The organism is Rossellomorea marisflavi (assembly GCF_009806575.1).
Classification (GTDB): domain Bacteria; phylum Bacillota; class Bacilli; order Bacillales; family Bacillaceae_B; genus Rossellomorea; species Rossellomorea marisflavi_A.
Map to the genome: position 1 here is coordinate 1,551,624 of NZ_CP047095.1, position 25,552 is coordinate 1,577,175.

The 25,552-nt window shown below is 48.6% G+C and carries 25 protein-coding genes and 1 pseudogene; 18 read left to right on the plus strand and 8 right to left on the minus strand.

Features of this window, described 5'->3' with window-relative positions:
* Positions 1-8 precede the first annotated feature (8 nt).
* Complete coding sequence (locus D5E69_RS08215; RefSeq protein ID WP_222115050.1) at positions 9-419, plus strand: DoxX family protein; 411 nt, start codon at positions 9-11, stop codon at positions 417-419.
* Positions 420-476: 57 nt separating this feature from the next.
* Here the strand turns inward: D5E69_RS08215 and D5E69_RS08220 are convergent, their stop codons facing one another.
* Both D5E69_RS08220 and D5E69_RS08225 read right to left on the minus strand, forming a co-directional pair.
* Positions 477-1,865 (minus strand): hypothetical protein, encoded by a 1,389-nt coding sequence (locus D5E69_RS08220; protein WP_159129534.1) that lies wholly within the window; start codon positions 1,863-1,865, stop codon positions 477-479.
* A gap of 178 nt (positions 1,866-2,043) precedes the next feature.
* Positions 2,044-2,547 carry an antibiotic biosynthesis monooxygenase family protein gene (locus D5E69_RS08225; protein WP_048004396.1) on the minus strand — a complete coding sequence of 168 codons (504 nt, stop codon included), beginning with the start codon at positions 2,545-2,547 and terminating at the stop codon, positions 2,044-2,046.
* Between the two features lie 287 nt (positions 2,548-2,834).
* On the opposite strand from D5E69_RS08225, the gene hemE reads away from it, so the two are divergent.
* The 6 genes and pseudogenes from hemE to D5E69_RS08255 all read left to right on the plus strand — a co-directional run bounded on the left by hemE (position 2,835) and on the right by D5E69_RS08255 (position 10,450).
* Complete coding sequence (gene hemE, locus D5E69_RS08230; RefSeq protein WP_159129535.1) at positions 2,835-3,866, plus strand: uroporphyrinogen decarboxylase; 1,032 nt, start codon at positions 2,835-2,837, stop codon at positions 3,864-3,866.
* A gap of 88 nt (positions 3,867-3,954) precedes the next feature.
* Positions 3,955-4,883: pseudogene (gene hemH, locus D5E69_RS08235) on the plus strand (ferrochelatase).
* 94 nt (positions 4,884-4,977) lie between these two features.
* The gene (gene hemY, locus D5E69_RS08240) at positions 4,978-6,369 is read left to right on the plus strand and encodes a protoporphyrinogen oxidase (protein ID WP_048004393.1); all 1,392 of its coding nucleotides are present in this window, start codon (positions 4,978-4,980) and stop codon (positions 6,367-6,369) included.
* A 132-nt stretch (positions 6,370-6,501) separates the two neighbouring features.
* Positions 6,502-7,083 carry a TetR/AcrR family transcriptional regulator gene (locus D5E69_RS08245; protein WP_048004392.1) on the plus strand — a complete coding sequence of 194 codons (582 nt, stop codon included), beginning with the start codon at positions 6,502-6,504 and terminating at the stop codon, positions 7,081-7,083.
* A gap of 110 nt (positions 7,084-7,193) precedes the next feature.
* Positions 7,194-9,389, plus strand: coding sequence for a YhgE/Pip domain-containing protein (locus tag D5E69_RS08250; protein WP_159129536.1), 2,196 nt, complete (start codon positions 7,194-7,196; stop codon positions 9,387-9,389).
* A 344-nt stretch (positions 9,390-9,733) separates the two neighbouring features.
* Positions 9,734-10,450 (plus strand): FixH family protein, encoded by a 717-nt coding sequence (locus D5E69_RS08255; protein ID WP_159129537.1) that lies wholly within the window; start codon positions 9,734-9,736, stop codon positions 10,448-10,450.
* Positions 10,451-10,516: 66 nt separating this feature from the next.
* Here D5E69_RS08255 and yhfH read toward each other — a convergent pair whose 3' ends face one another.
* The gene (yhfH, locus tag D5E69_RS08260) at positions 10,517-10,651 is read right to left on the minus strand and encodes a protein YhfH (protein ID WP_079515781.1); all 135 of its coding nucleotides are present in this window, start codon (positions 10,649-10,651) and stop codon (positions 10,517-10,519) included.
* 185 nt (positions 10,652-10,836) lie between these two features.
* Here yhfH and D5E69_RS08265 point away from each other — a divergent pair, with 185 nt between their 5' ends.
* The 4 genes from D5E69_RS08265 to D5E69_RS08280 all read left to right on the plus strand — a co-directional run bounded on the left by D5E69_RS08265 (position 10,837) and on the right by D5E69_RS08280 (position 15,160).
* Complete coding sequence (locus D5E69_RS08265; protein WP_159129538.1) at positions 10,837-11,568, plus strand: MBL fold metallo-hydrolase; 732 nt, start codon at positions 10,837-10,839, stop codon at positions 11,566-11,568.
* A 16-nt stretch (positions 11,569-11,584) separates the two neighbouring features.
* Positions 11,585-12,571: a lipoate--protein ligase gene (gene lplA / locus D5E69_RS08270; protein WP_063191407.1), complete on the plus strand. Its 987-nt coding sequence runs from the start codon at positions 11,585-11,587 to the stop codon at positions 12,569-12,571.
* A 191-nt stretch (positions 12,572-12,762) separates the two neighbouring features.
* Positions 12,763-14,319, plus strand: a complete 1,557-nt coding sequence (locus D5E69_RS08275; protein ID WP_148794801.1) for a fatty acid--CoA ligase family protein — start codon at positions 12,763-12,765, stop codon at positions 14,317-14,319.
* Positions 14,320-14,383: 64 nt separating this feature from the next.
* Positions 14,384-15,160 carry an enoyl-CoA hydratase-related protein gene (locus D5E69_RS08280; RefSeq protein WP_159129539.1) on the plus strand — a complete coding sequence of 259 codons (777 nt, stop codon included), beginning with the start codon at positions 14,384-14,386 and terminating at the stop codon, positions 15,158-15,160.
* A gap of 44 nt (positions 15,161-15,204) precedes the next feature.
* Here D5E69_RS08280 and D5E69_RS08285 read toward each other — a convergent pair whose 3' ends face one another.
* On the minus strand, positions 15,205-15,393 hold the full coding sequence (locus tag D5E69_RS08285; protein ID WP_159129540.1) for a hypothetical protein: 189 nt from the start codon (positions 15,391-15,393) through the stop codon (positions 15,205-15,207).
* A gap of 140 nt (positions 15,394-15,533) precedes the next feature.
* Here D5E69_RS08285 and D5E69_RS08290 point away from each other — a divergent pair, with 140 nt between their 5' ends.
* Together D5E69_RS08290 and D5E69_RS08295 are read left to right on the plus strand one after the other, a co-directional pair.
* Positions 15,534-16,214 carry a serine/threonine protein kinase gene (locus D5E69_RS08290; protein WP_159129541.1) on the plus strand — a complete coding sequence of 227 codons (681 nt, stop codon included), beginning with the start codon at positions 15,534-15,536 and terminating at the stop codon, positions 16,212-16,214.
* Positions 16,215-16,393: 179 nt separating this feature from the next.
* Complete coding sequence (locus D5E69_RS08295) at positions 16,394-17,644, plus strand: YeeE/YedE family protein (protein WP_159129542.1); 1,251 nt, start codon at positions 16,394-16,396, stop codon at positions 17,642-17,644.
* A gap of 311 nt (positions 17,645-17,955) precedes the next feature.
* Here D5E69_RS08295 and D5E69_RS08300 read toward each other — a convergent pair whose 3' ends face one another.
* Positions 17,956-18,516, minus strand: coding sequence for a helix-turn-helix domain-containing protein (locus D5E69_RS08300; protein ID WP_159129543.1), 561 nt, complete (start codon positions 18,514-18,516; stop codon positions 17,956-17,958).
* Between the two features lie 102 nt (positions 18,517-18,618).
* Here D5E69_RS08300 and D5E69_RS08305 point away from each other — a divergent pair, with 102 nt between their 5' ends.
* From D5E69_RS08305 to D5E69_RS08315, 3 genes are all read left to right on the plus strand, one after another.
* Positions 18,619-19,338 (plus strand): AzlC family ABC transporter permease, encoded by a 720-nt coding sequence (locus D5E69_RS08305; protein WP_159129544.1) that lies wholly within the window; start codon positions 18,619-18,621, stop codon positions 19,336-19,338.
* A gap of 1 nt (position 19,339) precedes the next feature.
* Complete coding sequence (locus D5E69_RS08310; protein ID WP_048004550.1) at positions 19,340-19,639, plus strand: AzlD domain-containing protein; 300 nt, start codon at positions 19,340-19,342, stop codon at positions 19,637-19,639.
* Between the two features lie 179 nt (positions 19,640-19,818).
* Positions 19,819-21,114: a M48 family metallopeptidase gene (locus D5E69_RS08315; RefSeq protein ID WP_048004380.1), complete on the plus strand. Its 1,296-nt coding sequence runs from the start codon at positions 19,819-19,821 to the stop codon at positions 21,112-21,114.
* Positions 21,115-21,142: 28 nt separating this feature from the next.
* On the opposite strand, the gene D5E69_RS08320 is transcribed toward D5E69_RS08315, so the two are convergent.
* Together D5E69_RS08320 and D5E69_RS08325 are read right to left on the minus strand one after the other, a co-directional pair.
* Positions 21,143-21,916 carry a DUF421 domain-containing protein gene (locus tag D5E69_RS08320; protein ID WP_249931582.1) on the minus strand — a complete coding sequence of 258 codons (774 nt, stop codon included), beginning with the start codon at positions 21,914-21,916 and terminating at the stop codon, positions 21,143-21,145.
* Positions 21,909-22,145: an IDEAL domain-containing protein gene (locus tag D5E69_RS08325; RefSeq protein WP_048004379.1), complete on the minus strand. Its 237-nt coding sequence runs from the start codon at positions 22,143-22,145 to the stop codon at positions 21,909-21,911. Before D5E69_RS08325 ends, D5E69_RS08320 begins: the two co-directional genes overlap by 8 nt.
* Positions 22,146-22,343: 198 nt before the next feature.
* Between D5E69_RS08325 and D5E69_RS08330 the strand changes: the two genes are divergently transcribed.
* On the plus strand, positions 22,344-22,910 hold the full coding sequence (locus D5E69_RS08330; protein ID WP_048004378.1) for a competence protein ComK: 567 nt from the start codon (positions 22,344-22,346) through the stop codon (positions 22,908-22,910).
* 3 nt (positions 22,911-22,913) lie between these two features.
* Here the strand turns inward: D5E69_RS08330 and D5E69_RS08335 are convergent, their stop codons facing one another.
* Positions 22,914-23,303 carry a YhjD family protein gene (locus D5E69_RS08335; RefSeq protein ID WP_048004377.1) on the minus strand — a complete coding sequence of 130 codons (390 nt, stop codon included), beginning with the start codon at positions 23,301-23,303 and terminating at the stop codon, positions 22,914-22,916.
* Between the two features lie 256 nt (positions 23,304-23,559).
* On the opposite strand from D5E69_RS08335, the gene D5E69_RS08340 reads away from it, so the two are divergent.
* Entirely contained in the window at positions 23,560-25,530 is a 1,971-nt protein-coding gene (locus D5E69_RS08340; RefSeq protein WP_159129545.1) for a S9 family peptidase, read from the plus strand.
* The last annotated feature ends 22 nt before the right edge of the window (positions 25,531-25,552 follow it).

Genomic DNA, 25,552 nt, shown 5'->3' on the forward strand with positions numbered 1-25,552 from the left:
GGAAACGTGTGTCACGTCGAAAAAAAGTATTGAGATGGTTCGGTCTCGTTCTATTCTCTTTCTTCTTCATTGCAGCGGGAGTATTCCATTTCATAGAGGCCCAAGGCTTTGCGCGGATGATCCCTTCGTTCCTTCCTCTGAAGGAGGAGGCGGTCTACCTGACGGGGATACTCGAGTTCATACTCGCCATCCTCCTTCTCATTCCGAAGACGAGGAGAAAAACCGGTATCGTAACGGCCGTCTATTTGGTCTTGATCTTTCCTGCCAATATCTATGCTGCCGTCAAAGGCATTCCCGCCCCCGGATCGGAAGAAGCAAACGCTCCCCTGCTTTGGGTGAGGCTCCTCTTCCAGCCGCTCTTGATCTGGTGGGTTCTAGCTGTCAGCAAGGTGGAAAAGAATCGCAGCTTTTATTCATAAGAAGATATCAAAAATGCGCCCCGGGAGCACAATCTGCTTTCCGGGGCGCATTTCGTATTACATAAAGAACATGGCTGCAATCGTTGTTACGACTAACCCGATGGTGACCGGGAGAAGGTTGCGACGTGCGAGTTCGAAAGGGTCAACCCCGCAAATCGCCGCTGCAGGAATCAGAGCCCATGGAACAAGTGTCCCGCCACCGACCCAGATGGCTGCAATCTGTCCAAGGGCTGTGAGGGTCGCAATGCCAGATCCAATACTGTCGGCAAATAGGGAGGCAATGGACCCAACGAGGGAAATACCCGAAAACCCCGAACCATCAAGACCGGTTATGGCACCTACAGCTGTCAGTGTAACGGCACCTATTGCTTGAGAAATCGGTACGACAGCTGACAACGCAGCCCCCAAATCATTGACGATACCGTGTGAGGTTTGCGGCAGGTGATTACCGATGATGGCATTAAACCCTGAGTCACCGAGGTAAAAGAACGCTGCGATGGGAATGACGGGACCGAACACTTTGAAACCGAACTGGAATCCGTCAATGAGGAACCCGGTGGTTCTTGACAAACCTTCTCCTTTGAATGCTGCAAGGGAGATGATAAGAACGATGAACATGGCGGTACCGCCAATCAATGCAGTGGCATCTCCTCCTTGAAGATTGAAAACAGACATCGCCACCACATTCAGGATGAAAGCAGCGGGAATCAGGATGGCGATGATCCGTCTCAAGACGGGAGAGAGAGAGGATGACGTGTCCGTTTCGTTAAACAGCAACGGTGAAGTCTCAACCTTCAGTTTTCCCTGTTTCATATCCCTCTTCAGGAAAATGAAGGCCGTCACGGTCGTGACCCCCCCCATGATCATGACCAGAGGGATACTGGCAGAAATGACATCTCCGATGGGGATGCCTGCTGCATCCGAAGTGAGTTTCGGTGCGGCCTGTATGACAAAGTCCCCGGAAAGGGCAATCCCGTGTCCGAAAAGGTTCATGGCCATGGCAATTCCGAGAGCCGGAAGCCCCACCCTGAGGGCGACAGGAACAAGTACGGCTCCGAGTAGGGCGACAGCCGGAGATGGCCAAAAAAACCAGGATATGAACATCATGACGAGACCAATCGTCCAGTAGGCAAGGGTTGGGGTACGGATGAATGAAGCGAATGGTTTGATCATCACGTCATTGATGCCGGTTGAGGTCAAACTTCTGCTCATGGCGACAATGATGGAGATGACCAGTATGGTGGGAAGCAGTTCCGTGATCGCATAGATGAAGCTTGAGAAGATCGAACTGATCGACCCGGTCAATGAGCCGGTGGCGACTGCGGCAATGGTGAAGATCCCAAGGATGCAAATGATGGTTGTGTCCTTCCTGAACACCATGAAGGCAATGATCAATCCAATGAATGATAAATAGATCCAATGCAGGGAGGTCAAATCGATCCCCATTAGGAAAACCCCTTTCCATTCTTTCAGGGCAAAAGCCCTGATTTGTAGTAATAAGATATGAAAGGGTAAACCTGTTCGTGCCAGACGTGGTGTCATTTCCTGGGTAATAGGGAGGGATATCGTCCATGCCTGCGCAAATATAAGGAGCCGCCGAAAATCGGCGGCTCCACTTGCACCATCAGATGGTCGTCACATGATATTTTGTCACATAGGATGAACGCGGGAAGATATCTTTCTTATTGTCGATTCCGGATTCAGTGCCGCGTTTGGCATGAGCCTTTTTATACTGATTGGATTCCTGCCAACCAAGGAAGCTCTTTTCATCCTTCCACTGTGTCATGACCACATATGTATCAGAACTTTGGGGTCTCAACACCCTGATTGAGATAAATCCTTCCACTTCTTCCACAAGACCGGCACGATTGGTGAAGCGGTATTCGAATAGAGGGCGCCCTTCGTCCGTTACAGGTATATTGTTGCAAACCACAAAGCCTTCTTCCGTGAGTTCCCCGGATGAATCGAGGATGTCATAGGTGCGGGGGGAACTGAAGACGCTGTCCCCTTCGCTTTCGTGGATCAAAAGTCCATCTTCTCCCTGCATGAGGACCATCTTCTCCCCTGGATGATCGTCTTTGATCGTCTTAAGGAAATCGTGGGTCCCTGTCGTCATATAAATCTTCATGTCCATCACCTCTAGCGATATAGTTACCTTCTATTATACCCTTCCCTAAAACCGTTTGCATGTAACATGAAGAGGGAAATGTTTTATAAAACGATGGTGTAGGCGTGAAAATCGGCAATTTTATGACAGTTGGCACGTAAATCTATACTTTCAGACTGAAAACGTCTATAGTAGTGAGGTTGAGAACATCTGCACTTATGAAAACTCTTACATAATCGTTGGAATCAAACTTATTTAGGCTACACTATACATAATGGATGTACGAGGAAAGGTGGACGAACAAGGGTATGAAAGCAATGAATGATACGCTGCTGCGTGCAGCAAGGGGAGAAGAAACGGAGCATACTCCGGTATGGTTCATGAGACAGGCTGGACGTTCCCAGCCAGAATACAGGGCAATCAAAGAGAAATATTCTCTGTTTGAGATCACTCATCAGCCTGAACTCTGCGCATATGTGACGAGACTTCCGGTCGAGCAATATGATGTGGATGCGGCCATCCTTTACAAGGATATCATGTCACCACTGCCATCGATCGGGGTGGATGTAGAGATCAAGACGGGAATCGGTCCGGTCATCGACCAACAGATCCGCTCCATGTCGGATGTGGAGAAACTCGGTGAAATCCATCCGGAAGAGGACGTTCCGTACGTTCTTGATACGATCCGACTGCTGACAACCGAGCAGCTGTCGGTTCCCCTGATCGGATTTGCAGGGGCGCCGTTCACCATGGCAAGCTACATGATCGAGGGAGGGCCATCAAAGAATTATAATAAGACGAAGGCCTTCATGTATGAACAGCCTCAAAGCTGGTTCGCCCTCATGGACAAACTGTCTGACATGACGATCACGTATGGGAAATCACAGATCAAGGCAGGAGCATCGGCGTTCCAGATTTTTGATTCCTGGGTCGGTTCACTGAATGTACAGGATTACCGTTATTTCATAAAGCCTTATATGGAGCGCATCTTCAATGAATTGAAAGAATCCGGTGTTCCCCTAATCCTCTTCGGGGTGGGTGCGAGTCATCTGGCAAGGGAATGGCATGACCTGCCGGTGGACGTCGTCGGTCTGGACTGGAGACTATCCATCAAGGAAGCAAGGGGAATGGGGCTTACGAAGACCCTTATGGGTAATCTTGATCCTGCGATCCTCCTTGCACCATGGGAAGTCATCGAAGAGCGTACAAAAGCGATACTGGATCAAGGCATGGAACTGCCTGGCCATATCTTCAACCTGGGGCACGGAGTGTTCCCTCAGGTGAATCCGGACACATTGAAGAGGCTCGCTGCCTTTGTGCACGACTATAGTTCGAGATAACCGATCTGCCAAGCACTATTTTTGGTATTAATGATACAAACATGGCACAATATTCACAGATAAGTTATCAACTAAGAGGTGAAGAAGTATGTCAAAGAAAAAAATGGGTCTCCTCGTCATGGCCTACGGGACCCCATATAAAGAAGAAGATTTAGAACGGTATTACACGCATATCCGTCACGGAAGGACTCCATCAAGTGAACTTCTTGAAGACCTCCGCAGTCGATATGAAGCAATCGGGGAATCTCTCCTTTGGCGAAGATCACCCTGGATCAGGCCAAAAGCCTTGAAGAACATTTGAATGGTATTCAGGACGAGATCGAATTCAAGATGTATCTCGGCTTGAAGCATATCGAACCGTTCGTGGAAGATGCTGTCGAACAGATGCATCAAGATGGAATTGAAGAAGCGGTGTCCATCGTACTTGCCCCTCATTTCTCAACCTTCAGTGTGAAGTCCTATAACGGCCGGGCGAAAGAAGCTGCAGAGAAACTTGGAGGACCGGTCATCACTTCCGTTGAAAGCTGGTATGATGAACCGAAATTCATTCAGTACTGGGTGGACCGCGTGAAGGAGACCTATGCAGGCATGTCACCGGAGGAACGTGAATCGGCCGTGCTGATCGTCTCGGCACACAGCCTTCCCCAGCGCATCCTTCAATCAGGGGATCCGTATCCGCAGCAGCTTGAAGACACGGCACGTATGATTGCAGAAGGTGCCGGAGTGAAGGAGTATGCGGTCGGATGGCAGAGTGAAGGCAACACACCGGATCCTTGGATAGGCCCGGATGTACAGGATCTGACAAGGGATCTTCATAAAGAAAAAGGGTACAAAACCTTTGTCTACACTCCCGTCGGATTTGTGTCCGACCACTTGGAAGTACTATACGATAATGACTATGAATGTAAAGTGGTGACGGAAGAAATCGGTGCTGCTTACTATCGCCCGGAAATGCCGAATAGTAAGCCGGAATTCATCGACGCCCTTGCAGACGTTGTAATGAAGCACATTCAGTAGCTCAGGCAGTTGGACTGAGGCAGAAGGAAACCATTCCCGCAGCCCAGTCCTTCTCTGTGTTTTATGATCTTTGAATAAAAGAAGGCGATGAAGTATGGCAGACAGAACGAATAAGCGGGTCGTCGTGATCGGCGGGGGCATCACCGGATTGGCGGCAACCTTTTATCTTCAAAAAGAAGCACGCGAAAAGGGGCTTCCTTATGATGTAAAACTTGTGGAGTCGACGCACAGGGTCGGCGGCAAGGTGCAGACCGTCAAAAGGGATGGGTATGTGATTGAAAAAGGCCCTGATTCCGTTTTCACGACCAATGACTCGATCCTGAAGCTGGCCGGGGAACTGGGGATCAGCGATACATTAGTGACGAATGAGAAAGGGAAGTCCTTTGTGATTGCCGGGGGCGAATTATACCCGATCCCGGGAGGTTCGATCGTAGGGATCCCTACCCAGATCGCGCCTTTTGTAACCACCAATCTTTTCTCCCTCACCGGTAAGATGAGGGCAGCAGCAGATTTCCTCCTGCCACGGTCTCAAATGACAGAGGATCAATCACTCGGTACTTTTTTCAGGAGGAGAATGGGGGATGAAGTGGTGGATCATCTCATTGAACCCCTTCTGACGGGCATTTTTGCAGGGGATATTGATCAGATGAGCCTGATGTCAACCTTTCCCCAATTCTATGAACTAGAACAAAAACATCGCAGTTTGATAGCAGGAATCAAGAAGAACAGCCAGAAAGAGACGTCAGAAGGCGGATTTCTAACCTTTACCGGCGGACTGCAGTCCATGATCGACGCCCTGGAGGCGAAGATTGAACCTGGGACGGTGTACAAGAGCATGAAGGCGACCCATATCCGGAAAGAAGACAAAGGATATTCCGTCACCTTTGCCAATGGAAGCATCGAGTGCGATGCGATCATACTGGCTGCCCCTCACCATGTGGTCCAAAGACTTCTTCCCCAGGAAGAGTATCTGGAGTTTCTGAAAGAAATGCCTGCCACTTCTGTCGCCACCGTTGCCATGGGCTTCGACAATGATGCGATCAAGCAGAAAAGGGACGGCACTGAGTTCCTTGTGTCTAGAAACAGTGATTTTTCCCTCACGGCAGCCGCATGGACGCATCGAAAGTGGCCGCATACGGCACCGACGGGGAAAGCACTGATCAGGAGCTACTTAGGGAAACCAGGGGATGAAGCGATCGTGGACCTTTCAGATGATCAGATCGAGCAGATAGTCATCGAGGATCTGAACAAAATCGTGGAGTTGAAGGCGAAGCCGGAATTCACCATTGTGTCGAGATATAAACAATCCATGCCTCAATATACGGTCGGACACAGGGACCGCATCAGGGAAATGGCAAGAAAGGCGGAGGAATCCATTCCCGGTATCTTCATCACCGGAAGCTCCTTCGAGGGACTGAGCATACCTGACTGTGTTGTGCAGGGGGAAGCGGCAGTGGAAAAGACCCTGCAATTTCTTCAAGATTGATGCGTTAGCCCGAAAGGCCAAATCATGTCGATTTGGCCTTTTTTCTTTTCCTTCTTGCTAATGGTGGGCGTATATGGTAAGGTAATTAACGGCAAGAAATTGACCAAAAATCAAATTTAGTCATTCAGTCATATGGAGGTGAAAACCATCGACCGTAAAAAACAGATCGTGGATGCAGCTACTAAATCTTTTTCGCTATTCGGGTATAAGGCAACGACCATGGACCAGGTTGCAAAGCTTGCGAATGTAGGGAAAGGGACCATCTATACGTTTTTCAGCAACAAAGAAGAGCTGTTCGATGAAATAGCGTTTTCCCTAATGGATGAAATGAAAGGCAGAGCTGAGAAAGCCATCTCTCCTACCGTCACTTTTTCCGAGAATGTTCATAATGCCCTGTTCTCTATGCTGGAATATCGGAAAGAGCATAAGCTCACCATCAAACTTTATCAGGAAGCAAGGGAAATGGGCACGCCTGCTGTCTCCGATGCCCTGCAGAAGTTGGAACAGATGGTGGTGGAGTTCCTGAGTGAGCGGATATCAAGGGCCATCGAGTCAAAAGCGATCAAACCGTGCAACCCCGAGATGACGGCTTTCGTTATGCTGAAGCTTTATGTGGCTCTTATCTTCGATTGGGAGCGCGAACGGGGAGAACTCGATAAAGATGAAATCGCCAATCTTTTTAAGCTTTATTTGATTGAAGGGTTATCTATTTGATAGTCCCTTTCTTTTGGAGTGGAATGACCAAATGAATAATATGGTCATTTATTTTGCGGCCGATATGACCAAATGAATAAAATAGTCAATATGAATGAGAGGGAAGCTACATGTTTAAATCTGCGGGCTCAGAATTTAAAGCCATTTTCAAAAATAAAAAATTATTGATACCGATCATCGCGGTCCTCCTCATACCGGTCATGTACAGCGGTATGTTCCTATGGGCCTTCTGGGATCCATATGAACAGCTGAGCGATCTGCCGGTTGCCATCGTGAATAACGATGAAGGCGCCGACTTCGAGGGGCAGTCACTTGAAATCGGTTCTGAGCTGGTCAAGAAGCTGAAAGACAGTGATCAGTTCGACTTTCACTTTGTAAATGAGAAGGATGGATACAAAAATCTCGAGAAACAGAAATACTATATGCTGGTGGAGATTCCGAAGGACTTCTCAAAGAACGGGACGACATTGCTTGAGGAGCATCCCACAAAGCTTGCGTTGAAGTATGTACCGAATGAAAGCTTCAACTTTTTGTCCGCCCAGATCGGCGAGACTGCAATGAAAGAAATCAAAGCGAGTCTGTCCAAGTCTGTTTCTGAAACATATGCAGAAACGATGTTCGATAAAATCGGAGAGCTTGGAGACGGGTTCAAAACGGCGAGTGATTCCGCCTCTGACATTAATAAGGGGGCAGGAGATCTGGCAAAAGGGGCAGGAAGCCTCAAGGAAAACCTGACAACCCTTGCTGAAAAAAATGTGGAAATGAATAATGGTGTCGAGAAGACCCGCTCAGGTGCCAAGTCTCTGGCTGACGGTTCAAGCGAGCTGTTGGGAGGCATGGGGCAGCTTTCTGAAAACTACGGAAAACTATATAACGGATCCGAGGATATTCAGGCCGGAATCAACAGCCTGTCCTCCGGTTTGGTCCAGAGCAGTGAGGGATTGACCCAGGTGGACCAAGGCCTTCAATCCGCTATCGACAATACGGGAAAACTCCAAACGGGTGCCCAGGAACTAACAGGTAAAATCGGTGAACTGCAGGAAGGGGCGGGCAAGGTGAATACAGGTGCTGAGCAGGTTAACGCCGGTTCGAAGCAGCTGAAGGAACAGTTGACACCACTCCTTGCCACTCTCCCTGCTGAACAGAGAGCCGCTTTGGAAGGGGCATTGAACCAACTGACCGAGGGTACAGCATCCCTTCAACAAGGAACAGGTGCCCTCCAAGAAGGAGCAGGTGCCCTTAAGACGGGAGCGGGTACGCTTGCTTCAGGACTCGGTGCCTTGAATGAAGGACAAAATTCATTGCTTTCTGGGGTGAATCAGCTTGAAAGTGGATCGGCAGCCCTCCAAGAGGGAGCGGGCAAACTTCAGGCCGGCCAAGGCGAGATCATGAGCAATTTCGCGCTCCTCAACGGAAAGCTGAATGAAGCCAGAGACGGGACTCAGCGTCTTGCTGCAGGTGCCGGAGAGTTAAGTGCCGGTATGGATCAGCTGTATGATGGATCAAGCCAACTGACGGAAGGATCCAGACAGCTCGCAGATGGATCAGCTAAGCTGGCGGATGGATCGACTAAACTTTCTGAAGGAACCGGTGAGTACGATGAAAAACTGAAGGAAGCATCGGAAAAAGCCAACAGCGTCAAACCGAATGAAGAAACCGCCGACATGATGGCGGCTCCAGTCGATGTGAAAAATGAAAAGATCAATCATGTACCGAACTATGGTACAGGGTTTACACCTTATTTCCTTTCACTTGGACTATTCGTCGGTGCATTGCTGATCTCAATCGTCTACCCGTTAAGGGAACCTGCAGGCATTCCTTCCAATGGAGGAAGCTGGTTCTTCGGTAAACTCATGGTCCTTGCAACCGTAGGGATCATCCAATCGATTGTAGCAGTCGCCATTCTCCTTTGGGGACTCGGGCTTGAAGTGGAAAGTGTACCGCTGTTCCTTCTATTCTCAGTGGTGACAAGTTTCACATTCCTTGCTCTTATCCAGATGCTTGTGACGATCCTTGGAGACCCGGGACGCTTCGTTGCCATCGTGATCCTGATTCTTCAATTGACTACGAGTGCAGGAACATTCCCGCTGGAACTGATTCCTACCGCTCTTCAGCCGATCAGTGCACTATTGCCGATGACCTATTCGGTGGCAGGGTTCAAGGCGGTCATCTCAAGCGGGGATATGACGGTCATGTGGAATAATCTCGGCATCCTCTTTGGATATGCAGCAGTATTTGCGGTGATTACGTTGACATTCTTCATTGTGAAGTTCAAGAAACAGGCAGATCAACCCGCAGAAGCATAATAGATAAAGAGTAGGACACATGTGTTCCTGACAAAAAATATCCGGACAATCATTCGCCTTTCTATTGAAATCGAATGAGTTCGGATTTTTTTGTCAATATGTATATGTATCCGATTCAGACTGTTGAATGCCCAAGGCGAACAGAACGACTTTGTCAAACCTATAGGGGAGTATGAAAAATCTCAGATTTTCCTTGATTGAAGCAACAGGGTGCAGGTATGTGAAAGCCTCACTTTCTGACCTTCATAAAATGGACAAATACAGTCCTCCCACTCGGGTGTATACTAATGGAAGGATCGATTAATACTAGAATGGAAACTATGAAGTAAAGGAGCGGATCGACCATGAAAAAAGCATGGATGATTCTGATTGGTGCTGCCATTATGTTGGCCGCATGCGGTCAAGGAAATGACACGTCGTCGGACGGCGGAGAAATGCAAAAGCCGATCGATGCCCAAATCGATATTCCTAAAGAAGCAGATAAAGGGGAGAAGGTGACCCTAGCCGTTACGGTGACCCAAGATGATAAAGCGGTGGATGATGCAGGGGAACTTGAATTTGAAGTATGGCCGAAAGATAAAAAAGAAGATAGTGAAATGGTAGAAGCAAAACATGATAAAGAAGGACTCTATAAAGGGGAAACGACATTCGATCAGGATGGTACATATGTTGTGCAGGCTCATGTGACCGCCCGGGATATGCATACGATGCCAAAGGAAGAAATTACGATCGGCAATGGGGGAGATCATGAGCATCACCATGAAGGAAGCGACACCTCCATCCACTTCATGGCACCGGACGAACTGAAAGCCTCTCAAGATGAAGTCTTTACCGTTCATGTGGAAAATGACAAAAAACCATTGACCGGGGCGGAGGTAAGGCTTGAAATTTCCCAGGAAGGCGTCGAAAAACATGAATGGATCGACGGAACAGAAAAAGGGAATGGAGAATACGAAGTGAAACACACATTCCCTGAAGCGGGGGAATATATGGTGAAGGTCCATGTGACCAAAGGGGACGAGGTCCACGACCACATCATGGAAACCGTAAAAGTCGATTAAGCTATCGAATAGAACAGAAAACATTGAAAGTGGCGCCCATACAGGGACGCCACTTTTTTCTCTATATCAATACTCGTAGTCTGTCGTGCACTTCTCGCAGTATATGCCGTAGCATTCGTGCTGTTCTTCGATTTCATCCCCGCATTGGGCACAAGACTTTGGCGGCAGGTTCCTGAAAAACTCCATAATGTTTTTTACCATGTTCATCATCACCTTCCAGGTTAGTATCCATCCTTATTGTTATATAACTGACGGATCGATTTGTTTTATTGTATTATAACAGTATGAAAAGCGTCAACCATTTATTCAAAAATAGGCTGAAAAAATGAAAAACTAGGCACAATGAAGTATAGTATGAGTAGCGCACAACAGAATGGAGGTACACGATGAAACTTACTGTTATCGGGCATTGGGGAGGTTACCCGAAAGCCGGGGAGGCAAGCTCCGGATACATAGTGGAACATGACGGATTCCGATTACTGATCGACTGTGGCAGTGGGGTGCTCTCAAGGCTTCAGACCCATTTCCCTGTCAGTCAGCTTGATGCCGCCATCCTTTCACACTATCACCCCGATCATGTGGCGGATATCGGTGTTCTTCAGCATGCTCTCCTGATCCAGTCTTTTCTTGGAACGAAGAAAAAACTGCCGGTCTATGGACATCGCGAAGACGAGCAGGGATTCCGCTCGCTTGCATATCGGGATGTGATGGAGGGGATCGAATATAAAGGGGACTCAAGCGTTTCAGTCGGCCCCTTTACCATCACCTTCGTGAAGACGCGTCATCCTGCCCCGTGCTATGCCATGAGGATCGAGGCTGGAGGGAAGGTCCTGTATTATACGGGAGACACATCTTTTACTGAATCCCTTATCCCTCTTGCCCATCAGGCTGATCTACTGCTGTGTGAATGTAATTTCTATGGTGGGATGGATGGTTCGGGAGCCGGTCACATGACGAGCATCGATGCAGGACGACTCGCCCATCATGCCGGTGCTACACGACTTGTCCTGACTCACCTCCCGCATTTCGGAAATCTTCAGCAACTGGTGGATGAAGCAGGAACAGTCTTCAACGGGACCATCGAACTTGCCGCCATGAATAAAGAATGGATCATATAGAGGAGGAATCATCAACATGCAATTCATCGACAATAAAGGCATCACCGATCCGCGGATCAATCTGGCCATAGAGGAATACGCCCTTAAGAATCTTGATATCAATGAGAGCTATCTGTTGTTCTATATCAATGAGCCTTCCATCATCATCGGGAAAAACCAGAATACCATTGAAGAAATCAACACAGACTATGTGGAAAAGCAAGGTCTGCATGTTGTCCGTCGCCTCTCGGGCGGAGGGGCCGTCTATCATGATCTCGGCAATCTGAACTTCAGCTTCATCACAAAGGACGATGGTGACAGCTTCCACAACTTCAAGAAGTTCACCGAACCGGTGATCGAAGCATTGAATAAACTGGGCGTCAAAGCGGAGCTGAGTGGAAGGAATGATATCCTTGCAGAAGGAAGGAAGATTTCCGGAAATGCCCAGTTCTCTACGAGGGGCCGCATGTTCAGCCACGGTACACTGCTGTTCGATTCGGAAATGGAAAACGTTGTATCTGCCCTCCGGGTGAAAAAGGACAAGATAGAATCGAAAGGCATCAAATCAATCCGGAGCCGGGTAGCAAACATTTCCGAGTTCCTGGAAGAAAAAATGACGATCGAAGAATTCAGGTCCACCCTTCTCAAGTACATTTTCAATGACAGCGATGTAGAGGAGTATGTCTTGACCGATGAGGACTGGGATCGCATTCACGCCTTGTCCAAGGAACGCTATCAGAACTGGGATTGGAATTATGGGAAATCTCCTTCGTTCAATCTGCAGCACTCCCATCGCTTCCCTGTCGGTCAGATCGATGTGAGATTGGAAGTGAAGAAGGGCACCATTGAAAACTGCAAGATATACGGGGATTTCTTCGGAGTCGGCAATGTGGATGAAATTGAAGAAAAGCTCACCGGTATCCGCTATGAGCGCAACGAAATTGAACGGGTTCTAGAAGCTGTGGATATCCAGCATTACTTCGGAAAAGTGACGAAAGAGGAATTTATCGATTTAGTGTACTGAGTGTCGCGAGGCAGGCCATTATGGTCTGCCTTTTTCAATGTACATACGTGATGCGCAATGACAAAGGTAGCGGGGGATGGATCGTTTAAATCTTGCAATCTGACTTTTCTTTTAATAGAATATATTTTGAATACTTCAACTAGTTTTATGAATGACCATTCATTCATTTCGAGAAAAGGGGAGGGATAGGAATGAATATTGCTTCACGATTAAAGGAGGTTTCACAGGACAAAGGGGAGAAGATCGCGTATCATTTCCTGGATGCATCGGTCTCATATAGGGAGCTTGATGATTCGGTTTCCCGCTTTGCCGGGGGTCTAGAGAGTCTCGGTTTGGAGAAGGGGGATCACATTGCTCTTATACTGGGAAACTCGCCACATTTCGTCATTGGTCTATACGGCGCTCTTCGCTTAGGATTAAGGGTCATTCCGATCAATCCGATTTATACGCCTGATGAAATCGGGTACATATTGCGTAACGGGGATGTGAAGGCAGTCATCACATTGGATCTCATGGTCCCTCTTATGGGGAAACTCGAGTCACTCCTTCAGACTGTTGATCACGTCATCCTCTGTGAATCAGGGGACGAGAGGGCAAAAGGGGTGGACCTCGAACGGATCGGTTTGTTGAATCCAAAAATGAAATCGTTTACAAGTGTGATCTCCTTGGGAGGAACGAACTTTGAAGGGGTAGAGGCTGAAGAAGATGATACAGCCATCATTCTTTATACATCCGGAACAACGGGAAGGCCGAAAGGAGCCATGCTTACACATAAGAATGTGTATTCAAATGCATGGGATGTCGGAACGTACCTGCAGATGAGTGAAGAAGATCGTGTCATCACGGCCCTTCCCATGTTCCATGTGTTCTGTCTTACAGTGGCACTCAATGCCCCGCTTATGATGGGTGCGACCATCCTCATCGCCCCGAAGTTCAGCCCAAAGGGGATCTTCGGATTATCCAGGCTACATAAACCGACTGTTTTTGCCGGTGTACCGACCATGTATAATTTCCTCTACCAGTACCCTGATGGAGATCCCGATGATCTCAGTTCTCTCAGGCTCTGTATATCCGGGGGAGCTTCCATGCCTGTGGCCCTCTTGAAAAACTTCGAGCAGAAGTTCAACGTCATGATTTCAGAAGGATACGGTTTATCCGAGGCCTCACCGGTGACCTGTTTCAATCCACTTGATCGTCCAAGAAAGCCCGGTTCGATCGGAACATCAATCATGAGCATCAAGAATAAAGTCGTCAATGAACTCGGAGAAGAGGTCTCTCCGGGGCAAGTGGGGGAATTGATTGTAAACGGGCCGAACGTGATGAAGGGTTATTATAACATGGAGGAAGAAACCCAAGCAGCCATCAGGGACGGTTGGCTTTACACCGGTGACCTGGCCCGCATGGATGAAGAGGGGTATTTCTATATCGTGGATCGGAAAAAAGAGCTGATCATCGTCGGTGGATTCAATGTGTATCCAAGGGAAATAGAAGAAGTGCTGTATGATCACCCGGAAATCGTGGAAGCGGCCGTCATCGGGGTCCCGCATCCCGAGAAAGGGGAAGCCGTGAGCTGTTACGTCGTGAGGAAAAATGCGTCTCTGTCGGAAGAAGAGGTGATGGCGTATTGTCGTGAGCGATTGGCAAAATACAAACTGCCTTCCTCCATTGAATTCCTCGAGGAACTGCCAAAGAATACGACCGGCAAAATTCTGAGGAGGGCGTTGAAAGCACAGGTGCTGAATTCCTGATTTAGAGGTTTTTTTTGAAACATGTCGAATATACGTAGAGACATGTGGAAAGGGGGAGTGAAGGATGGAATACATTCTGTTGGAACAAAGGGATCACGTGGCGGTGGTGACGATCAACCGTCCGGATGCCATGAACGCCTTTCATTATGATTCCCTGCATGAATTGCAGCAAATCGTGGAATCTCTCAGGCTGAACCCTGATGTACGAGCGGTGATCTTCACTGGTAGCGGGGAGAAAGCATTCAGTGTAGGGGCCGACCTGAAAGAACGCAAGACCCTTACGGATCAGCAGGTCGTCCGGAACGTATACAAGATCGGAGAAGTATTCAATGAAGTGGCCATGCTGCCGCAGCCGACCATTGCAGCCATGAATGGATATGCATTCGGCGGGGGGATGGAACTTGCACTGGCATGTGATTTCCGCCTTGCGGTGGAGGGCACGTCCATGGGGCTGACCGAAACGAGTCTTGCCATCATACCGGGAGCGGGTGGCACCCAGCGTCTTCCAAGATTGATCGGGGAATCGAAAGCGCTGGAACTGATCCTTACTGCGAAGCGGCTGACTTCCGAGGAAGCGCTTGATGTGGGGTTGGTGAACCGTGTTATCGCTAAAGACCTCTTCATGGAAGAGGTATATGACTTTATTGACCCTATGCTGAATAATGGCCCTATCGCTGTGCAACAGGCAAAATATGCTGTGAAATCCGGTATGAACGTCGACCTTCAGACAGGGCTCCAGATTGAACGAAAGGCTTATGAACGACTGATCCCAACAGAAGATCGTGTGGAAGCACTGTTGGCCTTCAGCCAAAAACGCAAGGCGGAGTTCAAAGGGAAATAATGACGTTGCACATGGAAAAGGACTCGAGGGGACGAGTCCTTTTTTCATGAGGTGGTAAAGAGAGCGCGCAGCCCCTTATAAATAAGGAATAAAGAGGACAACAAGATGGTGATGATACCGATGATGTCTGTCACTGGTGAAATCCCTTCAAGGAACGTTCCGCTAAGCGGGAGCTTCAATAGCGCAAAACCGGCGAGGATGCTGGCGAGCATCAGTGGGATGAATCGATCCATAATAGTACCTCCTTTCGATGATAACACTATATGTAAGCGTTATTATTTTTGGCTGGGTGATAGTACCAGATGCAGATTTATATCAGTTTTCTGACAGTCGTGCTATAGTGTTTGGAACATATCCTGAAAGGGGAATCAGTATGTCTCATGAATGGAAAACGCTCATCGCTTCATTAGAACAGATTACCGTCACCTCGACGGATGACAATGAACCGGTGACCATCCGTGGTAACTATGAAGGGTTCACCTGCGTGGGAATCGGGACGGACGCTGCCGTATTCCGCTCCCCTGATGATCCGGAGGTTGCCTTCAAAGTGTATGCATCCACCAAAGCAGATAAAGCCGAGGCGGAAGCCCGGGTCTATGAAGCGCTTGGAGAGTCATCTTATTTTCCCCGCTGTTATGGGACCTATGGGAATATTCTCGTACTGAGTTTTGAATCGGGCATTACGCTATTCGATTGCGTCCTGCAGGGGATTCATATCCCGAAACATGTAGTCGACGAAGTAGAGGAGGCGAGGGAGTATGTAAGGAGCGTCGGTCTGAACCCGAGGGACATCCACTTGAAGAATATCCTGTTGCAAGACGGCAGGGCAAAGATCGTCGATGTTTCAGAGTACATCCTGGAGGGCAATGATTATCGATGGGAGCATCTTAAGAAGGGATACGACGAATTTTATTCGCTGATCGACGGGAGAGCAATCCCCTTCTGGGTCGTTGAAACGGTCCGCAAGTGGTACCATCAATGGGTGAACAGGCCATCTACCATAGAAGACTTCATGGCCATGCTGTCCAAGTTCATTCCCTTTAATAAGCAATAGTCGGATCTTTCCTTCTGGGAAGGTCTTTTTTTATTGTTTCTATCGCTTCCTTGGGACTCCGACCTGCTGCAGGGGGAATAGTTCGTCTGGAAATGGGTAAAAGGAGAAGGGCGGATTTTTGACAAGTCGCCCAGAATCGATTAAAATCCAACTATTACAATAAGAAAAGGAGGATTAAAATGACGAAAGTTGTTCAACCAGTATCAGAGCAGAAAGGTCCGGTCCAAGAAGGGAAAGAGTTGAATCCGCCTCAAATTCCATTGGTGGTCGCAGGCAGCATCGTATCTGCCATACTGGTCATCTATCTCGCTTTCACCCAAGATGTCAGCCAGGTCGTGCTTCTGATTCTCGGTCTCTTATTAGGATTCACCCTATTTCATGCACGCTTTGGCTTCACATCTGCGTTCCGTCGGGTGATGTCGGTGGGGAACGGTCAGGCACTCAGGGCCCACATGCTCATGCTTGCCATCGCGGTCACACTCTTCGCCCCGATCCTTGCTACCGGGTTCACATTTTTCGGCGGACAGGCGACCGGGTATGTCTCTCCTGTAGGAGTGAGTCTCCTCGTCGGTGCCTTCGTGTTCGGAATCGGGATGCAACTGGGGGGCGGATGTGCTTCCGGAACCCTATATGCCGTAGGGGGAGGCCGTTCCGTTATGTTCATCACGCTTCTATTCTTTATTGTCGGTTCGACCGTGGGGGCTTATCATCTTCCTTTCTGGACAGAAGAGATGCCTTCATTCAAGCCGTTCTCCTTGGCCACCTCTACGGGTCTTGGTTACACAGGTGCCTGGATTGTATCCCTCATCTTCTTTGCCCTGGTGGCATGGGTGACGCTGAGGGTCGAGAAGGTGAAGAATCCTCCCCGCATGGCAGCCTTGCCTACTGCAAAAGGATGGAAACGGGTTGTGCGCGGTTCTTGGCCGCTTATGGCTGCGGCTGTCGTCCTCGCTGTACTCAATGCGCTGACGCTCATGACGCGCGGAACCCCTTGGGGAATTACTTCTGCATTTGCCCTGTGGGGTTCAAAAGCGGCATCATCCATTGGGATCGATGTGGCAAGCTGGGGCTACTGGACGGGTGAGAATGCAAGCGCCCTTCAGGCTTCCATCTTCAGTGATTCCACCACCGTGTTGAACTTCGGTGTGATCCTTGGGGCATTCCTCGCCTCGGCTGCAGGTGGTCTTTTCCGTTTCAATAAGATTACGGGCGGGAACGCCATGGCCTCCGTCATCGGCGGGCTGATGATGGGCTATGGTGCCCGTCTTGCCTTTGGATGCAATATCGGTGCGTATTTCGGCGGGATCGCTTCATTCAGCCTTCACGGGTATGTATGGGGGATTGTAGCCCTTTCCGGAACATTCCTTGCCCTCTATCTGAGGCCGATATTCGGATTGTCCGTACCGAAGCCTAAAGATACCTTCTGCTAAACATGCTAAAAAGAGATTGTGACAAAAGTGTCTTAGTCATAGTAAAACCCGAATTCATCTTCTTAAGATGAATTCGGGTTTTTCATTTGATTCGTGACCATTACGATTTCATTGTTGCCCAGCGGTTGATTGGAGTGCAAGACGAAGACTCCTGGGGGAAGAGTAGCTGATGTGAGACGGCTTGCCGATGAGGCACACGGGCTACCCGCGGAAAGCGAAGTCTTGCACGGAAATCATGAGCGGTATAATGAGCCTACACTGATCGTGTTCGTCATGAAGTGGTACCTATTTGTTTTGTCCCAGTCTCTTTTTCATGAGAGTTCACCATAGTAGATGACCATATGACACTCGGCATCGTCTGAAGAGGGGTTGAGGTATTCATGTGCAACATCAGCTTCAAACCGGATCGATTCTCCTTCAGAGAGGGAGTAGGAGGCATCCCCGATCTTTAAGAAGAATGTACCTTTCAGTACGGTTAAATATTCTTCGACTCCCCGTGGGTGCCCGTCGTTACGGTAATCACAGCCGGGTTTCATCACAATGCGGTAGCTTTCCCATTTTTTAGTTGGATCGAATGGGAAGATCGGTATGACCACATACTTTCCCTCATCTTCGAGAACAGGCTCTACATCTTTGTAATCGATGATGGCAACATCGGTAGCAGGTGCTTCAAGGAGGGAAGAGAATGATACTTTCAGACCGTTCGCGATTTTCCAAAGGGTCGCAACTGTCGGATTGGAATCATCCCTCTCGATCTGACCGATCATGGCTTTGCTCACCCCTGTCCTTTCTGCAACCTGGTCAAGACTGAGTCCTCTTTCTTTTCTGATTTTCCTGATATTGTCTCCGATCTTCATCGGCATCTCATTCATCCACTACACCCCTTGTGCAATATAACGTCTATATGTATACTATAATGAATTATTAGAATATTTTCATTGTACGATAGTTTATATGATAAAGGAAGTGTATGTGTGGAAGCTACCTACTCTGTAAAAAAAACCTCTGATTTTCGTTTGGGACTGCAGGCGGGCTTAAGCATAGCAATCGGTTATATGCCCGTCGCCCTCACGTTCGGGCTCCTGGCAAGGACAACGGGCTTGACGTTTGCAGAGACGGTACTCATGAGCCTCTTTGTCTACGCGGGTGCTGCGCAGTATATTTCACTGAGTCTCATTGCTGTGGGGACCGGCGTCATGGAAATCGTCCTCACCACGCTGATCGTGAATATCCGCCATTTCCTCATGTCCGCTTCACTGACTGAGAGATTGGAAGAACATCAACTTTATAAAAAGCTGATGACGGCCTTCGGTGTGACAGATGAAACGTTTTCTGTCATCTCGACTCAGACAGGGAAGGTCCGGACCGCTTTTGCAGCCGGCGTGATGGTCATCTCGTATGGAAGCTGGGTGGTATTTTCCGGAGTCGGCCATCTCATGGGTGATATCATGCCCGGCTTCCTCCAAGTAAGCATGTCCATTGCCCTTTATGCCATGTTTGTTGGACTTCTCGTTCCATCCATGAAAAAGAGTGTGAAGGTCACGTATCTTGCAGCGGTTGCGGCAGCCGTGAACAGTCTGCTCATCTTTTACACCGATCTGTCTGGAGGCTGGTCCATCGTTGCTTCGACCCTGGTCTCATCCCTAATGGTTGAATGGGTTTGGCATATGAAGAGGAGGAATCCACGTGGATAAAATGATGCTCTTGATGATTGCAGGTATGGCCTTTGTTACCTACGTTCCGAGAATGCTTCCATTTGTGATGTTTTCCGGGAAGGAGCTGCACCCATTTGTGAAGGGGGTACTCAATAATGTTCCTTATGCCGTCTTAGGGGCCCTCATTTTCCCGAGTATCTTCCTGATCAAAGAAGGAGACGTGCTGTTCGGCGTCGTCGGAGCCGTAGCCGCCTTTGCCCTCGCGTTTTGCGGAGCCAATGTCATCATGGTCGTACTTGGTGCCATCGCGATTTTATCAGCCTATACCTTCTTGGTTTGATCATGGAATGGATAAAATGAAAGGAGTGGTTCATAATGAGTGATAGATGCTGCATGGACAGGAGGCAGATCCGGCAGCTTTTACTGGTTTGCGCTGCTCATTGCTCTGTACTTCCGGGTTCTAAATGAGTGGACAGGATATTACATATAGTAGTGAGGGTTGAGAAGGGAGGAAGTTGTTTGGCGAAGAAGTGGGCGTTTCGTGCGATACTTGCTTATGCGCTATTGGGCTTGATTTTATATGCTTATCTATTCTATATTGCCGGTTCTGGTGTACCTGAGAGCTTCAAGGGGAGCAGCGCCGATCCTTCAACGTTTATGAATGCCAAGGAGATTCTCCTCAGTGAGGATTTTTCCAAGATCAAGAATTTGCTTTTCTTTTTATCCACTCCGTATGAATGGCTCCTGTATTTTTTGATCATGATACTGGGCGTTTCCCGTACGTTTGAGAAGTGGGCAAAAGGAACGGTGAAGAATGGATTCCTGCAGACGGCCATTTATCTGTTTTGGTTGTCGATCACGACGTTCATCGCAATCTTTCCGTTCCAGTACATCTCCTATCAAGTATCCAAGGCATACAATATTTCCACTCAGACGTTTTCGATGTGGATGAAGGACGAGACCATCGACTTTTGGGTGAATTACCTGTTGATGCTCATCATCGTTTCGGTTCTTTATGGACTGATGAAAAGGTTCAAACAGCGGTGGTGGCTAGCTGCATGGGCGCTATCGGTTCCATTTACGATATTCATGATGTTCATCCAGCCGGTTCTCATCGATCCGCTTTATAACGAGTTTTACCCGTTAAAGAATAAGGAGCTTGAAGCGAAAATCCTTTCCCTGGCTGATCAGGCGGGGATTCCGGCCAATCACGTATTCGAGGTCGATATGTCAGAAAAGACGAATTCCCTCAATGCTTACGTGACCGGTGTGGGATCCAATTCCCGCATCGTGCTGTGGGATACGACGCTGGAGCAGCTGACCGATGACGAAATCCTATTCGTCATGGCCCATGAAATGGCCCACTATGTGGAGAAGCATATTTATATCGGGATCGGGATCTACCTGCTCTTGTCGTTCTTCGGTCTCTTCCTTGCATCGAAGCTCATGAGGGGGATCGTCGCCAACTACGGGGAGGAAATCAAGGTGGACCGTGTGGCAAGCCTGCGTTCCCTGCCTCTCTTCTTATTGATCACATCGGTGCTGCTGTTCGCCGTAAGCCCGTTCAGCAACTGGATATCCCGTTATCAGGAGACGAGAGCGGATCGATATGCCATTGAACTGACACAGGATAAAGAAGCGGCCATCACATCGTTCCAGAAGCTTTCCAAGGTCGGTTTATCTCAAGTGAATCCACCCCTTCTGGTCAAGATCTTCCGATATGGCCATCCTACCATGCTGGAGCGGCTGAACATGCTCGAGCAGTACAAAACGGATACAAAAGAAAAAGAAGATCCTGCGGAATCTTCTCCATGAGTCGTACAAATAGGACCCGGTGCGGGTCCTATTTGCGTTTATTGATCACCAGGTTTTTTGTCTTTTCCGTCACATAGGCAAATAATACATCTTTGTGATGGAGCTGTTCCCTCCGAAGGCGAGCATTGATCCATTCTGAATCCAACCCGAGGAGGCGGAGGTTATGGTGTTGCAGCCTTCCATCGACGATGACGGAGATGGGGAGGCCTTCGTCATCGATGCGGAGGTCCAGATGTTCAATCGTGACAGGCGTATTTTCCACCTTTGGTATGATGCTCACTTCGCCAATCGGCTCAAGTATGGCGTAATCGACGTCGGAAATCTTCGGGTATCCTTTAGCCCTCAGGATGGACGTAAGCTGGATGATCGAGATTTTCGACTTCTCCAGATTATCTTCGAGGATCGTGCCTTCTTTGATCAGCAGGGTGGGTTCCCCGAGGAAGAAGCGGTTCCCGAACTGACTCAATGTTAGGAACGAGAAAAGGATATGTAAGGAGACGAGGATGATCAGGGCCCAAAGCGTAGGGAAGAACGCTGTTGAAATCAACGGCTCTGAAGCAATGGTACCGACGATGATGATGGCCACCAGGTCATAGGGGGTCATTTGGACAATGGTGGACTTGCCCATGAGCCGCATGGCGGCGATGGTGATGAGATAAAGAATAAGCGTCTTGAAAAGGATGGTCATGGTATCACCCCGGGGCTCTTTTTCCTTAGGATGACCATTGGATGGAAGGAACATGCGGAACGGACATGAAAATGGCCGCCACCCGATGGGGAAGCGGCCAAGCCATTCATCCATAATGGCAGGATAGTGAAGTCAATTCATCCGTCAATTTCATAAAGAGGGTTTCATCTTTGCAATCCAGGGCGGCATCGATGGCTTCCAGTAAGTCGGCTTTTCTTGTCGTAAGGATGCTTTCGTGTATGACCATATCAATATAGATGTCTAAGACGCTCTTTTCAGCATGCTTTTTCCTGGTCATCGCGGAAGCCTTCATCATATCAGTATAGGATTTTTTGTTTTCCATATACGATCACCCCTGAATTCTTTTTCTTAGTATATGGGCAAAGGGGTGAAAATTCAACCTGAAAATTAAATATTCTGATAATATTTAACGCGGAAAACGGTCACTCTTTTCAAATGACTGAATTTTTTAAAAATATTTAGGACAACTTAGTAAAAATGTGATAGTATTATGGGGAAAAATGTAAAAGGAGGCGGAGGAATGAGCACAAAATCCCGAATCATAGAAGAATATGAGGTGAATCCTCATACCATGGTCCTGAAACCGATCGAGTATGGGGCCAAGACGTTCACACAGATCATCGAAGTGAATGATGTTCTGATTTCACCGTTCAAGCCGCTCGAAATTCTGAAGAAAAGCTGTGAGTATTTCGGCTCTTCATACGAAGGACTGAAAGAAGGAACCAAAACATTGACTGGAATCGTCTATAAAGCCCCGATCATTGTGAATCCCCAGATGTCCCTTTTCTTCTTCCCTACAACATCTCCCGCCAAGCATGAATGCACATGGATATCCCATGCCTTTGTAAAGGAGTACGAGCCGCTGGAAGATGGTTCCACGAATGTTTACCTGCAAAACCAGCAAACTTGCATCGTGCCGATTTCGTACAGCTCCTTCAAGAATCAGATGAGGAAGACAGCGGAACTGCGCATTGCCTACTCACAGAGGATTTCAGAGATGGAAACCCGTTATGGGCTCGGTGCACCCGATCCGTCCCAGGTGAAGATGTTCTTTCTGGATCGGGATATTCCGAAACAGGATGCGTGATATTCAAGCTTCCTTCGTCGAATCCTTTCCAGGACTGAGGAAGCGCTGGAATAAGTAGTGGCGCAGGAGTTCTTCCACCCTGTTCCTCAGCCTCGGGTTGAAGTAATTATGGTGTTCTTCATACCCCTTGTATAAAAACATGTACATGGTGAATGCATCATCCGTCTGGATTTTCTCCACCTTCATCTTGTTATTCCTCATATACCTCCTCACACGGGCAAGCTCTGCCTGTATCGTTTTCATCGTTTCCTCGATCAGTTCCAGGTAGGGACGTTTCAGTTTGAACGGGCTGGAGGTCACGACCTGCATATCACGATTCAGGATCGTCAGGACCATGGGCAGGTAAATCGCCAGTTCCAGAATGTTTCGATCGTCTTCAGGGATCCTTGTCATGAGTGATGACTCCTTTGATTCATGCTTTCCAACCGGGGATCCCCGGGGAAGGCATGAGTCTTTTTGATTGGAACGTGTGTTCGTATCTATTGTACGGTGTATGAAGATGCTTTTCAATACTAAGTTAATGTGTTTCTATTATGAAAGTTTTTGCAATGTTTTATCCATGGCCATGCTGGATGGTAGAATGATGAATATCCGTACCTTGGTGACAGGAGGGTACACACCATCACATCAAAGGAGTGATCATACGCTCATGGATCGACAAACCGTTTCCATCAATGATCTATACCATATCAAGGCCATTTCCTCCCCGCGGTTTTCCCCGGACGGAAAGGAGGCCGTTTTTCTTCAGACGGTGATGTGTGAAGAAAAGGATGCCTACTTCACCCGGCTTTTCCATTATGAAGGGGAGGGTGACCGGCTTCGGCAGTGGACGTTTCAGGAAGAAAGGATTTCATCCCCTGCATGGTCGCCGTGTGGCAGGTATATCGCCTTTCTGTCAGATCGCACAGGCGTCACGCAAATCTATAGGATGTCACGCAGCGGGGGAGAGCCTGAAAGGATGACGGATTGCTCGTCATCGGTCAAGCAGTTTCTTTGGTCTCCCTGCTCCACCAAAATCGTGTTCAGCATGAAGCTTGGGGCGGGGGCCGACCCGCAAGGAAAGATGGAAGAAGAGAAGCGTCTCCTGCCTTATGTCACCTCTACGATGAAATATAAAGGCGACGGGGAAGGGCTGCGGGATCACCGCCATTCTCAGCTTGTCATCATGGATCTGGTCACCGGGAAGGCTGAAAGAGTGAGTGATGATCATCATGATTATACTCTCCAGGACTGGTCCCCAGATGGCAAAGAACTTTTGGTGGCAGCCGACCTCAGTGATGATGCGGATTTTTCATTTCAGCATCATTTGTATACTTGGTCCATCGATACGGGCAGCAAGGAGAGGATTACCGGAGGGCGAGGACAGTACGGAGCCGCACGGTGGTCCCCCGATGGACGGCATATCGCATACATAGGGGATGAGAGGGAGTATGTCAACGCCACGCAGCCGAAACTGTGGATCCACAACGTGGAAGCCCGGAATGCATACTGCTTGAGCGAAGGACTCGATCTTCCCATCGGTGACTATATGAACAGTGATGCCGTCCAGGCGGTCCAGGCACCGGGGATCAAATGGTCTACAGATAATGAAAGTGTATATTTCTTGGCATCCGACTCGGGGAATACGGTTTTATACTATGGTCATATCGACGGCGCGATCTTCCCTGCCTATCTGGAAGCGGAACAGCATGTATATGATTTTGACTTCCATCCTCAAGGGCAGCGGATCATCATGGCGATGAGCACTCCTTCCAAACCGGGAGAGCTTTACCTGCTCCATGTTCCGACCGGGGCCATCAGGCAGCTGACTACAAGCAATGAAGAATGGATTGAAAGTCGGTCATTGGCCGAAACTGAATCCTTTTACTTTCAAGGGGCGAAGGGTGAGATGGTCCAAGGATGGCTAATGAAACCTGCAGACACAGGCGGTGAAAGGAAAATTCCCCTTGTGGTGGAAATCCACGGAGGTCCCCACACCATGTATGGGAATACATTCTTCCATGAGCTACAGGTGCTCGCCGGAGACTATGCGGTCTTGTTCATCAATCCAAGGGGGAGTCATGGCTATGGTCAGGCATTTGCCGATGATGTGCGCGGTGACTATGGCAACGGAGATTACGAAGACATCATGAAAGCCGTCGATCACGTGCTGGAACACTTCAGCTTCCTGGACGAGAACCGGTTGGGTGTGACCGGCGGGAGCTACGGTGGATTCATGACGAATTGGATCATCGGTCATACAGATCGTTTCAAAGCTGCCGTCACCCAAAGGTCCATCAGTAATTGGGTCAGCTTTTATGGAGTGAGCGATATCGGCTATTCCTTCACGGAGTGGCAGATCGGTTCAGGTCTGGAGGATATGGAGAAACTTTGGAGGCACTCGCCCCTTGCGTTTGTGAGAGAGATGGCTACCCCCCTTCTCATCATGCATAGTGAAGAAGACCTGAGATGCCCTATCGAACAGGCGGAACAACTGTACATCGCTTTGAAGCGCGAGAAGAAAGAAGCAAAGTTCGTCCGCTTCCCTCAATCAGATCATAACCTGTCCAGGAATGGTACGCCGTCACTCAGGGTTCACAGATTGAAAGAGATGACGCAGTGGTTCAAGGAACATCTGTAAGGGAAAGGACCGCGGAGGGAGA

Bases quoted from the DNA above. Each gene is read 5' to 3' on its own strand.
- D5E69_RS08250 (WP_159129536.1), top strand. From the start codon at position 7,194: ATGTTTAAATCTGCGGGCTCAGAATTTAAAGCCATTTTCAAAAATAAA.
- D5E69_RS08285 (WP_159129540.1), bottom strand. From the start codon at position 15,393: ATGGATCGATTCATCCCACTGATGCTCGCCAGCATCCTCGCCGGTTTT.
- D5E69_RS08295 (WP_159129542.1), top strand. From the start codon at position 16,394: ATGACGAAAGTTGTTCAACCAGTATCAGAGCAGAAAGGTCCGGTCCAA.
- D5E69_RS08280 (WP_159129539.1), top strand. From the start codon at position 14,384: ATGGAATACATTCTGTTGGAACAAAGGGATCACGTGGCGGTGGTGACG.
- D5E69_RS08255 (WP_159129537.1), top strand. From the start codon at position 9,734: ATGAAAAAAGCATGGATGATTCTGATTGGTGCTGCCATTATGTTGGCC.
- D5E69_RS08290 (WP_159129541.1), top strand. From the start codon at position 15,534: ATGTCTCATGAATGGAAAACGCTCATCGCTTCATTAGAACAGATTACC.
- D5E69_RS08220 (WP_159129534.1), bottom strand. From the start codon at position 1,865: ATGGGGATCGATTTGACCTCCCTGCATTGGATCTATTTATCATTCATT.
- D5E69_RS08300 (WP_159129543.1), bottom strand. From the start codon at position 18,516: ATGAATGAGATGCCGATGAAGATCGGAGACAATATCAGGAAAATCAGA.
- D5E69_RS08325 (WP_048004379.1), bottom strand. From the start codon at position 22,145: ATGGAAAACAAAAAATCCTATACTGATATGATGAAGGCTTCCGCGATG.
- D5E69_RS08340 (WP_159129545.1), top strand. From the start codon at position 23,560: ATGGATCGACAAACCGTTTCCATCAATGATCTATACCATATCAAGGCC.
- hemE (WP_159129535.1), top strand. From the start codon at position 2,835: ATGAAAGCAATGAATGATACGCTGCTGCGTGCAGCAAGGGGAGAAGAA.
- D5E69_RS08335 (WP_048004377.1), bottom strand. From the start codon at position 23,303: ATGACAAGGATCCCTGAAGACGATCGAAACATTCTGGAACTGGCGATT.
- D5E69_RS08245 (WP_048004392.1), top strand. From the start codon at position 6,502: ATGGAGGTGAAAACCATCGACCGTAAAAAACAGATCGTGGATGCAGCT.
- yhfH (WP_079515781.1), bottom strand. From the start codon at position 10,651: ATGGTAAAAAACATTATGGAGTTTTTCAGGAACCTGCCGCCAAAGTCT.
- D5E69_RS08225 (WP_048004396.1), bottom strand. From the start codon at position 2,547: ATGAAGATTTATATGACGACAGGGACCCACGATTTCCTTAAGACGATC.
- D5E69_RS08320 (WP_249931582.1), bottom strand. From the start codon at position 21,916: ATGGATGAATGGCTTGGCCGCTTCCCCATCGGGTGGCGGCCATTTTCA.
- D5E69_RS08265 (WP_159129538.1), top strand. From the start codon at position 10,837: ATGAAACTTACTGTTATCGGGCATTGGGGAGGTTACCCGAAAGCCGGG.
- D5E69_RS08275 (WP_148794801.1), top strand. From the start codon at position 12,763: ATGAATATTGCTTCACGATTAAAGGAGGTTTCACAGGACAAAGGGGAG.
- D5E69_RS08330 (WP_048004378.1), top strand. From the start codon at position 22,344: ATGAGCACAAAATCCCGAATCATAGAAGAATATGAGGTGAATCCTCAT.
- lplA (WP_063191407.1), top strand. From the start codon at position 11,585: ATGCAATTCATCGACAATAAAGGCATCACCGATCCGCGGATCAATCTG.
- hemY (WP_048004393.1), top strand. From the start codon at position 4,978: ATGGCAGACAGAACGAATAAGCGGGTCGTCGTGATCGGCGGGGGCATC.
- D5E69_RS08310 (WP_048004550.1), top strand. From the start codon at position 19,340: ATGATGCTCTTGATGATTGCAGGTATGGCCTTTGTTACCTACGTTCCG.